Annotated in this window: 11 protein-coding genes; 8 read left to right on the plus strand and 3 right to left on the minus strand. The window is 71.1% G+C overall.

All coding sequences use genetic code 11. From position 1 onward, the window contains the following. Window positions 1–10: 10 nt before the first annotated feature. A complete protein-coding gene (locus ACFWW9_RS30850) occupies window positions 11–1,096 on the minus strand; it encodes a branched-chain amino acid ABC transporter substrate-binding protein (protein ID WP_390385192.1) in 1,086 nt (361 codons plus the stop codon). A gap of 496 nt (window positions 1,097–1,592) precedes the next feature. Here ACFWW9_RS30850 and ACFWW9_RS30855 point away from each other — a divergent pair, with 496 nt between their 5' ends. Beyond that, window positions 1,593–3,494: a hypothetical protein gene (locus tag ACFWW9_RS30855; RefSeq protein ID WP_390385194.1), complete on the plus strand. Its 1,902-nt coding sequence runs from the start codon at window positions 1,593–1,595 to the stop codon at window positions 3,492–3,494. Here ACFWW9_RS30855 and ACFWW9_RS30860 read toward each other — a convergent pair whose 3' ends face one another. Together ACFWW9_RS30860 and ACFWW9_RS30865 are read right to left on the minus strand one after the other, a co-directional pair. Next, the gene (locus ACFWW9_RS30860) at window positions 3,495–4,091 is read right to left on the minus strand and encodes an ANTAR domain-containing response regulator (RefSeq protein ID WP_390385196.1); all 597 of its coding nucleotides are present in this window, start codon (window positions 4,089–4,091) and stop codon (window positions 3,495–3,497) included. Window positions 4,092–4,312: 221 nt separating this feature from the next. Continuing rightward, window positions 4,313–5,287, minus strand: a complete 975-nt coding sequence (locus ACFWW9_RS30865) for a hypothetical protein (protein WP_390385198.1) — start codon at window positions 5,285–5,287, stop codon at window positions 4,313–4,315. A gap of 269 nt (window positions 5,288–5,556) precedes the next feature. Between ACFWW9_RS30865 and ACFWW9_RS30870 the strand changes: the two genes are divergently transcribed. From ACFWW9_RS30870 to ACFWW9_RS30900, 7 genes are read left to right on the plus strand one after another with little or no spacing between them, the layout of a single operon-like run. Continuing rightward, window positions 5,557–6,225, plus strand: coding sequence for a hypothetical protein (locus ACFWW9_RS30870; RefSeq protein WP_390385200.1), 669 nt, complete (start codon window positions 5,557–5,559; stop codon window positions 6,223–6,225). Between the two features lie 15 nt (window positions 6,226–6,240). Next, the gene (locus ACFWW9_RS30875) at window positions 6,241–7,827 is read left to right on the plus strand and encodes a thiamine pyrophosphate-binding protein (protein WP_390385202.1); all 1,587 of its coding nucleotides are present in this window, start codon (window positions 6,241–6,243) and stop codon (window positions 7,825–7,827) included. Window positions 7,828–7,837: 10 nt separating this feature from the next. Then, window positions 7,838–8,344 (plus strand): DinB family protein, encoded by a 507-nt coding sequence (locus ACFWW9_RS30880; RefSeq protein ID WP_390385205.1) that lies wholly within the window; start codon window positions 7,838–7,840, stop codon window positions 8,342–8,344. 49 nt (window positions 8,345–8,393) lie between these two features. After that, the gene (locus ACFWW9_RS30885; RefSeq protein ID WP_390385207.1) at window positions 8,394–9,902 is read left to right on the plus strand and encodes an aldehyde dehydrogenase family protein; all 1,509 of its coding nucleotides are present in this window, start codon (window positions 8,394–8,396) and stop codon (window positions 9,900–9,902) included. Continuing rightward, window positions 9,883–11,025 (plus strand): NAD(P)/FAD-dependent oxidoreductase, encoded by a 1,143-nt coding sequence (locus ACFWW9_RS30890; protein ID WP_390385209.1) that lies wholly within the window; start codon window positions 9,883–9,885, stop codon window positions 11,023–11,025. The genes ACFWW9_RS30885 and ACFWW9_RS30890 overlap by 20 nt, the downstream gene beginning before the upstream one ends. 9 nt (window positions 11,026–11,034) lie before the next feature. Then, complete coding sequence (locus ACFWW9_RS30895; RefSeq protein ID WP_390385212.1) at window positions 11,035–12,159, plus strand: Glu/Leu/Phe/Val dehydrogenase dimerization domain-containing protein; 1,125 nt, start codon at window positions 11,035–11,037, stop codon at window positions 12,157–12,159. A 17-nt stretch (window positions 12,160–12,176) separates the two neighbouring features. Next, a complete protein-coding gene (locus ACFWW9_RS30900) occupies window positions 12,177–13,232 on the plus strand; it encodes a CaiB/BaiF CoA transferase family protein (protein ID WP_390385215.1) in 1,056 nt (351 codons plus the stop codon). Window positions 13,233–13,321: the final 89 nt, after the last annotated feature.

A 13,321-nucleotide genomic window follows, 5' to 3' on the forward strand; every position in this document is an offset into this window, starting at 1 on the left:
GTAGTCGTGCTCAGCCGGTGAACTCGCCGGTCTCCGCCGCGTTCCACTTGCCGCCGGTGACCTGGTACACCGTCAGGACCTTGTTGGTGCTGTCGCCGTACTCGTCGAACTTGATGCCGCCGGTGGCGCCGGTGCCGCTGTAGGAACCGACCGCCTTCAGCAGGTCGGCGCGCTTGCCCTCGGACCAGTCGCCGCCGTTGAGGGCGGTCGCCAGGCTGCCGATGATGGCGTTGGCGGCGTCGTAGGAGAAGGCGCCGTACGCGCCGTACGCGTCCTTGAAGCCCTTCTTGGCGTACGCGTCGACGAAGGCCTTCGCGCTGTCCAGCTTCTCGGTCGGAGCGCCGACCGAGGTCGCGAGGTCGCCGTCACCGCCGCCGAGGCTGATGTACTTGTCGTCGTAGATGCCGTCGCCGCCCATGAGCGGGATGTTGAGGCCGGAGCTCTTCATCTGCTTGGAGAGCGGGGCGGCCTGCGGGTACTCGCCGCCGTAGTACAGGGCGTCGGGAGCCGCGCCGGAGATCGCGGTGATGGCCGACGCGAAGTCGGTGTCCTTCTCGCCGATCTTCGCGGTCGCGACGATCGTCGCACCGTTCTTGGTGGCCTGCTTGGTGAACTCGGCCGCCAGGCCCTCACCGTAGGTCTTGCCGTCGGTGATGATGGCGATCTTCTTCTTGCCGGCCTTGGTCACCAGGTAGTTGGCCGCGAACGGTCCCTGGAGCTCGTCGGTGGCGCACACGCGGAAGTACGTGTCGAACGCGCGCTTCGGAGCGGTCGCGAAGTCCGCGCCGCGGGTCAGCGTCGGGTTCGTGTTCGCGGGGGAGACCTGCACGATCTTCTTCTGCAGGAGGATGGGCTGCACGGTCTGGGCGACCGACGAGTTGAGCGTGCCGACGACGCCGACGACGTTCGGGTCGGACGACAGCTTGGTCGCGGCCTGCGCGCCCTTGGCCGGGTTGGCCTCGTCGTCCTGGGTGTCCACGGCGAGCTTGTAGCCCTTCACCGTGCACTTCTCGTTGGCCTCGTCCACCGCGAGCTGGGACGAGTTCTTGATGCCGAGGCCGAGAGCGGACAGACCACCCGACTGCGGGGCGATCACACCGATGACCAGGGTGCCCTTGGACGTGTCGCAAGCACCTCCGGAACCACCGGCCTCGGTCTTGTTCGTGCCGCATGCTCCAGCGACGAGCAGAACACCGACAACGATTGCTGCGGACTTCACTGAGTGCTTACGCACGTGACGTCCCTCCTCAATCCACGCTCTTGGCGGCAGCGAGGTCTCCGCTCACCGCTCTTAATCCCCTCTCCTGAGGGTTGGCCGGAACCTAGGCGATGAAGTGGGTGGCCGTCACCACAGGCAAGGTGCTCGTGACCATAACGCAACGCGGCGTTATGTTTGACTTGATAATTTATACACTCCGTAACACTGGATCTCTCCCGCTCGCGGGATCATCGCCGCTGCTCAGAGCCGGTGCGGAGGGCGCACCCGAACGATTTTCAGTTCGGCTGCCTGCTGTGATAGCGCGATCACAATACGTGCGGGTCTTAAGCTAGTTGTATCCATCGGACGGGTGATCTCGGCATAACATTGCCAGATGACTCCATGGCGGAGGCCGGCCACGGCGTTGGCCGCGTTCGCCGTGCTCGTGGGAGTCGTCGTAGCCCTTCGTCACGCCCAGAACGACCCCCCTACGATCCCGGCGCCACCACCGGTTTCGCTGGCGGATTTCACCGGTCCGCACCTCCTGGTCACCGGTCCGGGTGACCCTCCGGAGCCGCCCGACCGCGTCGAGGCGTTCGGCGGGCCGCACCGGATCAGGGTCGCGTGGGGCTCGTCGCTGCCCGGCGTGGCGGACCCGGCGCGGGCGGCCGGGTACGAGGTGTCGTGGCACCGCGACGGCGAACCGGCCCGCACCCGGTTGGTCGCGAGCACCGAGGTCGAGTTGGACGAACTGCCCGACGGCGTCGAGCAGCGCGTCGGCGTCCGGACGGTGGACTCCGTCGGCCGCCGCTCGCCGTGGCGGGAGGTCGTCGGCCGCACCGGTGACGACGGCAGGTGGCGCGACGGGCTGACCGGGCTGCTGGACGACTTCGACGACCCCGGCACCACCGACCCGAGCCGCGCGGGTTCGCTGTGGCACGTCGACGGCTACCGCAGCTGCGTGAACGCCGACACCGCCGGCGGGGCGCTGCTGGTGGAGATGAACTGCGGCGCGGACTCCGCGGTGCTGCGCGCCAGGCAGCCGCTCCGGCTGTCCGAAGTGGACGACGTGCTCGGCAGGGTCGGCGTGATCACCGACGCCGCGGGCGCCCGCGGCGGGCTGACGGTCGACCTGGTGCCCGGCGGTCCCGACCAGGTGGGCACCGAGGACGTCGCCGACCCGGCGCTGCCGCCCGGCGCGATCCGGGTCTCGCTCGACGACCAGGGCGCCCGCGTGCTGACCGGACCGGACGTGCCCGTGGTGGCCGACGGCGGTTCGGAGACCTCGACCAGGCGGGGCACGTCCGTGCTGCACCGGTTCGACGTGCTGCTCACCCGGTCCGGGGTGCGGGTGCTCCAGGACGGCAGGCAGGTCGGCGGGTCCGGCGCGGTGCCCGCGTGGCGGGAGGCGACCGTCCTCATCGGACTGCGCGGGGCGCGCGGGCGGCAGAGCCTGGTGCGGCTGGACGTCGCCGGGTTCAGCGGCGAGCGGGTCCCGGCGCGGGGCGTGGTGGAGACGACGACCGTGCCCGCGACCCGCGAGGTGCTCGACCTGGCCGATCCGCCGCCCGGCATCGGCGTGTCCCGCGCTCCCCTGCGCGGCGCGACGGCCGCCCGGCTGCGGACCACCGTGGCGTTCGACGGGCCGGTCGACCCGGCGACGATCGTCGTGCAGCTCGGCGACGCGCGGATCCCCGCCGTCCCGACCGCTCCCGCGCCGACCTCGGCCGGCGTGGTCAGCCGGGGCGCGGCGATCACCGTGGTCGCGGACCTGCCGCCCGAGCTGCTGGCCGACGCCGGGCCCGACTCGCTGACGCCGTTCGTGGTGCGGGTGGCGAACAGCCGGGCGGCGCGGGGCGTCGTGCGGTCGAGCTACCTGGAGGTCGACTCCACCGCCACGGGCCCGCCCGCCCCTCGGGCCGCCCGGACCAAGCCGCGCCCGGCCGACGAGCTGCCCGCCGGTTCGGTCGAGGTGCGCGACCAGGACAACCGCGTCGTGCCCGCCGACGAGCCGCTGGGGCCCCGCCGGGTCGTGCTGGTGATCACCCTGGACCGGATCGGCGCGGAGGCCGTCAGCGGGTCCGTGGCGGGCGTCGCCGGGTTCCGCCTGCGGATCGACCGGCAGCTCGCGGTCGTGCTCTCGACCTCACGGGACGGGCCGGGGCTCGGCGGCTCCTACACCGTCGGGCTGGAACTCGGGCAGTTGCCCACCGGGGAGCACACCGTCGAGCTGGAGGTCGTCCCCTCCGACCCCTCGGGGAAGGAGCGGTCGACCCTCGTGCGGCTGACCAGCTGATCAGCCGAAGTTCTCGATGACCGCTTCCGCGACGGCCTTCATGGTCGTGCGGCGGTCCATCGCGGTGCGCTGCACCCAGCGGAACGCCTCGGGCTCGGACAGGTTCTGCTTGCTCATCAGCAGGCCCTTGGCGCGCTCGACGACCTTGCGGGTCTCCAGCCGGTCGTTGAGGCCCGCGACCTCCAGCTCCAACGCCTGGAGCTCGGAGAACCGGCTCATCGCCAGCTCGATCGCGGGCACCAGGTCGCGCTTGGCGAACGGCTTGACGAGGTACGCCATCGCGCCCGCGTCCCGCGCACGCTCGACCAGTTCGCGCTGGCTGAAGGCGGTCAGTATCACGACGGCGGCGATCCGGCCGCCCGCGATGACCGACGCGGCCTCGATGCCGTCGCGCTTGGGCATCTTCACGTCGAGGATGACCAGGTCGGGGCGCAGTTCGGTGGCGAGCTTGATGGCCTCGTCGCCGTCGGCCGCCTCACCCGCGACCTCGTAGCCCTCTTCGCGCAGCATCTCGACGAGATCAAGTCGGATCAGCGCTTCGTCCTCCGCGACGAGCACGCGGCGGGGCGCGGGGTGGGCCTCGGCCGGTTGGGTCACCGGGGTCCTCCTGACGGTCTTGACCTGACCGGCTGCGGACGCGGCTGGTCGAGGGCAGTCTACCGACGCCGATGGGCCTCACCATCGCAAAGCGCCGTGATCGCGGACACGAGGGAGCGGCGTCCGGGACCGGCCCGCGCCCGCGGCGAGCGGGGGCGGACCGGTCGGTCCACATGCGACTGTCGGGGCGCGAGACCGGAAAGCCTTGCGCCCCAACACCTCTAGAGGATCGCCGACCACCCCGTGACGCCGGACGGCCAGTCGAACGCGGCCAGGGCCTCCTCGTTCGCCGGGTCCGGACCGTCCACCTCGCGCAGGAACAGCTGGTCCGACCCGACCGCGAGGCCGAGCCCGCCCGCCGAACTGGGGGCCTCGACCACACCGGGCAGGCCGAACACGCCGTGCACCAGCCGGTCCGCCACCCAGACCAGTCCGAGGCCGCCCGGCCACTCCAGCCACCACTGGGAGCCCTGCGACCACGACCGCAGCCACGGCGTCCTGGCGAACAGGGCGATCCGCCGCAGCAGGGCGCTGCCGAGCACCGCGGGACCGGGCGTGCGGCCGTGCTCGGCCAGGTGGGCGCGTTCCGGCTCGGACAGGTCGCCCTCGGCGAACACCGACGGCAGGTCGCGGTCGACCAGGAGCTGCCGCACGTACGCCATGCCGACGTCCCACGCCGCCGCGTCGACCCCGGCCAGCACGACCCGCGCCTCCGGCTCGTCCAGCACGCGCAGCTCGACGGCCCGCGGGTGCCGGACGACCCGCAGCCCCGCCATCCCGGCGACCCACTCCCCCTCGTGGCGCGGCAGCAGTTCGTAGAGCAGCGGGCCGAGCGCGTAGTCGGCCAGGTGCACGCGCGGCACGGCGAACGGCTCGACCGCGCGGAACGCGTGCGCGGGCCTCAACATGCTCGCGGGCGGCCGCAGCTGGAGGTGGGAGGAGGCGTCGGAGGCGACCCGCAGCAGCGCGGCCTCCAGCTCCAGTTGGGCCGTGGACAACGCGCCGGGCAGCAGTTCGAGGCTCAACCGCTCGGGCAGCGCGGCCCGGCCGCGCAGGGCGTCCACGACCAGGTCTCGGTCGGTGGCGGAGAAGGCTGCCAACGCCGCCTTGATCGCGGGCACGGCCTGCGACAGGTTCTCGCCGGTGTACACCCGGCGGAGGTCGACCAGCTGGTCGGTGAGGGATGTGCGTGACACGTCGGGCTCCCGCTCGCACCGCCCGGCTCGGCGAAGTAGGACGCGCGCACGTGCGTCGACTCGGTGGTCTGGAAGTCCTCTTGAGCAGGGGTACCTCTACCCCGCGGCGGATCAGCCACCCGTTGCCGGGGAGTGGCTACCAGCCTCACGTCTGCTCAAACACGCCGATTACCAGCGTACCAACCTCTGCCAACAGTGTTCTTGACCACTTCTGACCTGCAATTTCCCGAATAGGTGAACCGATCGGTTCCGCCATTCGTGGAACAACCATGACCGAACCGCTGACGAAGGTGCGCAGGATCGGGGTGCTCCACCACGGGACCGAGGCCACGGCCCGCGCGGTGGACACGGAGGCCGCGCTCGCGGCGAACGACGAGGTCACGGCGGCCATCGCGTCGACCGAGGCCCTGGAGAGCGCGTGCGAGGCCGTTCTCGCCGCCGTGGGGCACCCCCGGTCGGACGACCGGCCGCTGGTCCGGCGGCTGAGCCGCGACCCGGTGACCGCGCCGTGGTGCGACCTGGTCTCGCGGTTGCTGAGCAGGCCCGGTGCCGCGCTCGCCGCGGAACGGCTGCGGGTCGCCGGGCTGCTGCTGTCGTGGGCCACGGTGGAAGGCTGGTTCGGGCGGCTCGACGAGCTGCCCGCTCCCCCGGAGCGCGTCGGCGGCGACGGCCCGCGCCGCAGCCCGTTCGCCACCCCGGTCCGGCTGCTGCACGGCTGGGCGCTCATCGGTCACGGTCGGGACGTCGAGGTGTCCGAGCGGGCCCTGCGCGTGTGGCGCGAGCTGGACGGGCGGCCGCTGGGCGAGGTGCTGGAGGCGCTGCGGCGGTTCGACCCGCGGGAACGGCCGGAGGACACGGCGGCCACCGTGACCTGGCTGCTCCGGCACGGGCTGGTCGAGGCGCCCTCGCGGACGGCTTCACGGGCGCTGCCCCGCTGAATTACCGTCGGGACCATGGTCACCGGAGCCCGACGGCTGCTCGAAGTGCTCGCCGCCCACGACGTGGAGGTGGTGTTCGGCCTGCCGGGCGTGCACAACCTGGCCGTGTGGGAGGCGCTGCGCGAGTCCGGGATCCGGATGATCGGCGTCCGGCACGAGCAGACGGCCGTCTACGCCGCCGACGGGTACGCCCGCGCCACCGGACGCCTCGGGGTCGCGGTCGTGACGACCGGGCCGGGCGCGGCTAACACGCTGGGCGCGGTCGGGGAGGCGATGGCCTCCGGGTCGCCGGTGCTGGTGGTCGCCACGGACATCCCGTCCACGCTGCGGGTCGAGGGCGTCTACCGGGGCGTGCTGCACGAGACCCGCGACCAGCTCGGGATGTTCCGGCCGGTCGTCAAGGACGGCTGGACCGTGCCCGACGCGGACTCCCTGGCCGCTCATGGACATCGCGCTGTGGTGACGGCGCTGTCCGGCGCGCAAGGCCCGGTCTACCTCGGTGTGCCCACGGACTTCCTTACGGCGCAAGCCATCGACGGCTCGTTCGAGTCCACTGAGGACACTCCCCCGCCGGACCTCGCCGAGGCGCTGGCGTTGATCGCGTCGGCCGAACGGCCGCTGATCTGGGCCGGTGGCGGGGCCGCGCGATCCGGGGCCGACGTCGGGGAACTGGCTCGGCGAATGGCTGCGCCGGTGCTGACGACGTTCGCCGCGCGCGGCCTGCTGCCGCTCGACCACCCGTACGCGGTGCACGGGCCCGCGCACGTGCCGGAGGTCGGGGCGCTGTGGGACGACGCCGACCTCGTGGTCGCGATCGGGACCGACTTCGACGGGATGTCCACGCAGAACTGGGCGCAGCCGAGACCCCGGAAGTTGTTGTCCGTCAACGTGGACGAGGCCGACGCGTCGAAGAACTACCCGTCCGACGTGGTGCTCGTCGGGGACGCTCGGCGGGTGGTGTCGGCGTTGGTCGAGGCGCTGCCGGAACGTCCGGTGGTGGACCTGGTGAGCGGCGTCAACGCCGAGGTGCGGCGGACCGTGGCCGACGACGAGCCGCAGGCCGCGTACCTGTTGGCGGCGTTGGAAGGCGTGTCGGCGACGCTCGTGGCGGACATGTGCGTCGCCGGGTACTGGGTGGGCGGGTTCCACCGGGTGGCCCGGCCGCGCGGGCTGGCCTACCCCGTCGGGTGGGGGACGCTCGGGTTCGGGTTCCCCGCGGCGCTGGGCGCGGCCGTCGTCGGACGGGCGGTGGCGGTGTGCGGGGACGGCGGTTTCCTGTTCGCCTGCGGGGATCTGGCCACCGCGGCGCAGGAACAGCTGCCGGTGACGGTGGTGATCGTGGACGACGGCGGGTACGGGATGCTGCGGTACGACCAGGAGGTCGCGGGCCACCCGACCACGGGCGTGGACCTGCGCACGCCGGACTTCGTGGCGCTGGCGGGGAGCTTCGGGGTGCCCGCGGTGGCCGTGGACGGGTTCGGGCCGGCGTTCGGGGCCCGGTTGGCCGAGTTCGTGGCGGCCGACGGGCCGAACGTGCTCGTGGTGCGGGCCCGGTTGAAGCCCCCGCCGTCGACCTCGCCGAGGTGGTACCGACGCCGTTAGGGTGTCGAACATGAGTTCGAACCTGCCTGACCGCCACTGGCCCCGGACCAACGCCGCGGACGAGATGCGGCTCCAGTGGGAGTTCCTGACGTTCCTGCGGCTCACGGCCGCCTCGAAGGTGTCGGGGCTGAGCCGGGAACTCGGCGCGGCCGCGCCCCTCCCCACGTCGCCGGTGGTGACGGCCATGGGGGTGCTCAAGCACCTGACGGCCGTGGAGCGGTACTGGATGTCGATCATCGGCGGCGGCTCCGACCTGCCGGAGCTGTGGGGCGCGGACGCCGACGCGTCGTGGACCTTCGGGCCGGAGGAGACGCCGGACTCGGTGATCGCCGACTACCAGGCCGAGTGGGAGCTGTCCGAGAAGGCCCTGGCGGGGCGCGGGCCGGACGAGCCGACGGCCGTGCCGGACGACAAGACGATCCGCTGGATCCTCGTGCACGTGATCCAGGAGACGGCCCGGCACGTCGGTCACCTCGACTTCCTGCGGGAACTGGCGGACGGGGAGAAGGGCGAGTAGCCCCGAAAGCACCCTTGGCAAGGTGGTCGTGCCACTGTTTGCTGGGGTTATGCCACCTGGATACGCCTACTCGTCGACCAGTCCTCTTGACGTGAACGACGTGGTCACGGAGGTGCAACTGCTTCCGGGGTCCGCGTTGGTCGAGGCCGCGCGGCACGCTCGATCGGCGCAGAAGGCGTGGGCGGCGGTGCCCGCGCCGGTGCGTGGGCAGGTCATCGGGAACATCGGGCGGCTGGTGACGGCGAACTTCGAGTCGCTGGCGCGGCTGGTCACGCGGGAGATCGGGAAACCGCTCAAAGAGGCGCGCGGTGAGGTGCAGGAGATCGTCGACACCTGCGAGTTCTTCCTCGGCGAGGGGCGGCGGCTGTACGGGCAGACGGTGCCGTCGGAGATGGCGGACAAGCAGCTGTTCACGTTCCGGAACCCGGTCGGGGTGGCGGCGATCATCACCGCGGGCAACTTCCCGGTGGCGGTGCCGTCCTGGTACATCGTGCCCGCCCTGCTCTGCGGGAACACCGTGGTGTGGAAGCCCGCCGAGTACTCCGCCGCGTCCGCGCAGGCGTTCTACGACGTCTTCACCGCCGCCGGACTGCCCGAAGGCGTGCTGAACATCGTGTTCTCCGACGGGGAGCAGACGTTCGACGGGCTGGAGCAGGCGCTTCAGGAGCGGCTGGTGGACAAGGTCGGGTTCACCGGGTCGACCGCGGTCGGGGTGCGGATCGGCGAGCTGTGCGGGCGGCACCTCCAGACGCCCTGCCTGGAACTGGGCGGGAAGAACCCGATGGTCGTCACCGAGGACGCCGACCTGGACCTCGCCGTGCAGGGAGCGCTGTTCGCCGGGTTCGGCTCGGCCGGGCAGCGGTGCACGTCGCTGGGCACGGTGATCGCGCACGAGTCGGTGCGCGCGGAGTTCCTGCGGCGATTCGTGGAGGCGACGGAGAACGCGGTCGTGGGCGACCCGGCCGAGGACGTGCTCTTCGGGCCGCTGCTGGACGAGAAGTTCGCGGCGGGCTTCGAGCGGTCGCTCGACGCGATCCAGGGACACCACTCGGTCCACGGGTCGAGCGGGCTCGGGCGCGTCACGAAGGACAACCCCCGCAAGGGTTTCGTCGGCGACCCCGAGCACGGGCTGTACTACCACCCGACGATCGTGGACGGCGTGCGGCCGGACGACGTGCTCTTCCTGGAGGAGACGTTCGGCCCGATCGTCGGCGTGACCGCGTACACCGACCTGGACCAGGCGATCGAGCTCGGCAACCGGCCCGGCTACGGGCTGTCCTGCGCGATCTACACGACCGACGCGAACAAGGCGTTCCGGTTCCGCGCGGGCATCGGGGCGGGCATGGTGAGCGTCAACAACTCGACCTCCGGAGCTGAGGCGCACCTGCCGTTCGGCGGGAACGGCAAGTCCGGCAACGGATCCCGGCAGTCCGGGATGTGGGTGCTCGACCAGTTCACCCGCTGGCAGTCGATGAACTGGGACTACTCCGGGTCGTTGCAGAAGGCGCAGATGGACACCGTGGAGATCGAGGCCGACCTTGAGTTCCGACTCCGCTGAGGTCGTCGTGGTCGGCGGCGGGGTGATGGGCGTGAGCACCGCCTTCCACCTCGCCGAGGCCGGGGTGCGCGACGTCGTGCTGGTGGAGCGCGACGAGCTGGGGTCGGGGTCCACCAGCAAGGCCGCGGGCGGGGTGCGGGCGCAGTTCTCCGACGAGGTGAACGTCCGGCTCGGGGCGCGCAGCCTGGAGGCGTTCGCGCGGTTCGGCGAACGGCCGGGGCAGGAGATCGACCTGCACCGCAGCGGGTACCTGTTCCTGCTGTCGAACGCGGCGGACGTGGCGTCGTTCGAGCGGAACGTGGTGTTGCAGAACGGGTTGGGCGTGCCCAGCCGGATGCTGGAGGTGGCGGAGGCGAAGGCGTTGTCGCCGCTGATCTCCACCGAGGGTCTGCTCGCGGCCGCCTACTCCCCCGACGACGGGCACTGCACGCCCGAGTCGGTCGTCCTGGGCTACGCCACTGCCGCCCGCCGGTTGGGGGTCTCGGTGCGGACGCGGACCGAGGTGGTGGACATCCGGTCGGACGGCGACGGGATCAGCGCCGTCGTGACGAACCGGGGCGTGATCCGGACGTCGGCGGTGGTCTGCGCGGCGGGCGCGTGGTCGCGGCGGATCGGCGAGATGGTCGGGGTGGACCTGCCCGTGACGCCGCTGCGGCGGCAGATCGTGTGCACCGAACCGATCCCGGACCTCGCGCCGGTCGTGCCGTTCACCATCGACTTCGCGTCGTCGTTCTACTTCCACCGCGAGGGCCGGGGGCTGCTGATGGGCATGTCCGACCCGGCCCAGGAACCCGGCTTCCACCTCGGCCGCTCGGACGCGTGGCTGCCGCGGCTGGCCGAGGCGATCGGCGTGCGCGCGCCCGCCCTGCTCGACGTCGGGATCGCGACCGGGTGGGCCGGGCTGTACGAGGTGACACCGGACCACAACGCGCTGATCGGCGAGGCTCCGGGGCGGTTCCTGTACGCGACCGGGTTCTCCGGGCACGGGTTCCTCCAGGGGCCCGCCGTGGGCGAGGTGGTGCGCGACCTGTACCTCGGGCGGCCGCCCGTCGTCGACGTGTCTACGTTGGACGCGAACCGGTTCGCGTCCAACGCCCACCGGCCCGAACTCAACACCGTCTGAAGGACACCGATGACCGACGTGCTGCAGCTCATGGACGAGTGGGGACCGGAGAAGGTCGTCACGGTGTCCGATCGGCGTTCCGGGATGAAGGGCGTCCTGGTCATCGACAACACCGCCCGCGGGATGGGCAAGGGCGGGACCCGGATGGGGCCCGAGGTGACCACCGGGGAGATCGCCCGGCTGGCGCGGGTGATGACGTGGAAGTGGGCGGCCGTCGACCTGTTCTTCGGCGGCGCGAAAGCGGGGATCGTGTTCGACCCCGCCTCTCCGCACAAGGAGAAGGCGCTGCGGGCGTTCGCGCGGGCGCTGTCGAACGAGGTGCCGGGCGAGTACGTGCTCGGGTTGGACGTGGGGTTGACCGAGCGGGACGCGGCGATCGTGCAGGACGAGCTGGGCGATCGCGGGGCGATGATGGGCGCGCCTGCGGCGTTGGGCGGGCTGCCGTACGACGAGCTGGGCGTGACCGGGTTCGGGGTCGCGGAGGTGGCCGACGAGCTGACGGAGTCGGTGCGGGGCAAGAGGATCGCGATCCAGGGGTTCGGGGCGGTGGGGGCGGCGGCGGCTCGGCGGTTCTCCGAGCTGGGGGCTGTGGTGGTCGCGGTGTCGTCCGTGCACGGTGCGCTGCACGATCCGGACGGGTTGGACGTGGCGCGGTTGTTGGCGTTGCGGGAGTCGGTCGGGGACGCGGCTGTGGCGGAGTACGGGCGGGTGTTGCCGTTGGGGAAGGAGTTGTTGGCGCCGTGTGACGTGTTGGTGCCCGCGGCTACTCAGGATGTGATCGACAAGGACTGGGCTGGGCGGGTCGATACCCGGATGGTGGTGGAGGGGGCGAATCTGCCTACTACCGCTGCTGCGCAGGCGGTTTTGGCGGCTCGGGGAATCACTGTGGTGCCGGATTTCATCGCCAACGCTGGTGGGATCATCGCGGCTGCTTTTGGGATGGATGCGCGGTATTCGCCGTTTCCGGTGGTGCCTTCGACGGTGATGACTGCCGTGTCGTCGAAGTTGCGGGGGAATGCTGGGTTGGTGGTTCGGGAGGCTGCGCGTACTGGGGTGACCACGCATGAGGCCGCTCGGGCGTTGGCGCAGGATCGGGTGTTGGCGGCCATGCGGTTGAAGGGGCAGGTGACGTGAGCGCGTTGGGTGGGCTGGTGATCGCGGATTTCGGGCGGGTGCTGGCTGCTCCCTACGCGACGATGTTGCTGGCGGATCTCGGGGCGGAGGTCGTGAAGATCGAGCCGCCTGGTGGGGATGAGACTCGGGGGTGGGGGCCGCCCTTTGCTGGTGGGCAGGCTACTTATTTCTTGTCGGTGAATCGGAACAAGTCTTCTGTGGTGGTGGATTTGGGGACTGCTGAGGGGCTTGCTGCTGCTCGGGAGGTGGTGGGTCGGGCCGATGTCGTGGTGGAGAACTTTCGGCCTGGGGTGATGGAGCGGTTCGGGTTGGGGTACTCGGCGCTTCGTGCTGAGCGGCCTGGGTTGGTGTACTGCTCGGTTACCGGGTTTGGGGCTGGTAAGGGGCGGGAGTTGCCTGGGTACGACCTGCTGGTGCAGGCCGTGGGTGGGTTGATGAGCGTCACCGGGGAGCGGGGTGGGGAGCCGGTGAAGGCCGGGGTGGCGTTGGTGGACGTGTTGACCGGGGTTCACGCGGCGGTGGGGATTTTGGCTGCTTTGCGGCATCGGGATGCCACTGGGGAAGGGCAGTTGGTGGAGGTTGACCTGCTGTCGGTGTTGCTGTCGTCGATGGTGAACCAGAGTGCTGGGTACACGGCGGCGGGGGTGGTGCCGGGGATGTTGGGGAATCGGCATCCTTCTATTGCGCCTTATGAGGTTGTGCGGGCTGCTGATGGGCCGATGGTGTTGGCTGTGGGGAACGATCGGCAGTTTCGGCGGTTGTGTTCGGTGTTGGGGGTTGGGGTGGATGCGCGGTTTGCTTCCAACTCGGGTCGGGTTGCGCATGTGGATGAGTTGATGGGGCTGTTGGGGCCTTTGTTGTTGGAGAAGACGGCGCCGGAGTGGTTTGAGGTGTTGACGCCGGTGGGGGTGCCTTGTGGGCCGGTGAACGACCTCGCTGGGGCGTTTGGGTTGGCCGCGGATCTTGGGTTGGAGCCCGTTGTGGATGTTGGCGGGGTTGATCTTGTGGCGAACCCGATCCGACTGTCCCGAACGCCTGCGACCTACCGCCTGCCGCCGCCTCCGCTTGCGTAGGGCCGTTTGGGTCGCGTGTTCGAGGGTGGGTGTTGGGGAGGGCTAACCCCCGGTTGCGCCAAATATCCCACCCTCTTTCGTCATGTCAA

The sequence above is a fragment of the Umezawaea sp. NPDC059074 genome, from assembly GCF_042738955.1.
Lineage (GTDB): Bacteria > Actinomycetota > Actinomycetes > Mycobacteriales > Pseudonocardiaceae > Umezawaea.

Excerpts from the sequence above, each read along its gene's own strand:
- ACFWW9_RS30885 (WP_390385207.1), top strand. The coding sequence starts at position 8,394 with ATGCCACCTGGATACGCCTACTCGTCGACCAGTCCTCTTGACGTGAAC.
- ACFWW9_RS30895 (WP_390385212.1), top strand. The coding sequence starts at position 11,035 with ATGACCGACGTGCTGCAGCTCATGGACGAGTGGGGACCGGAGAAGGTC.
- ACFWW9_RS30855 (WP_390385194.1), top strand. The coding sequence starts at position 1,593 with ATGACTCCATGGCGGAGGCCGGCCACGGCGTTGGCCGCGTTCGCCGTG.
- ACFWW9_RS30875 (WP_390385202.1), top strand. The coding sequence starts at position 6,241 with ATGGTCACCGGAGCCCGACGGCTGCTCGAAGTGCTCGCCGCCCACGAC.
- ACFWW9_RS30870 (WP_390385200.1), top strand. The coding sequence starts at position 5,557 with ATGACCGAACCGCTGACGAAGGTGCGCAGGATCGGGGTGCTCCACCAC.
- ACFWW9_RS30880 (WP_390385205.1), top strand. The coding sequence starts at position 7,838 with ATGAGTTCGAACCTGCCTGACCGCCACTGGCCCCGGACCAACGCCGCG.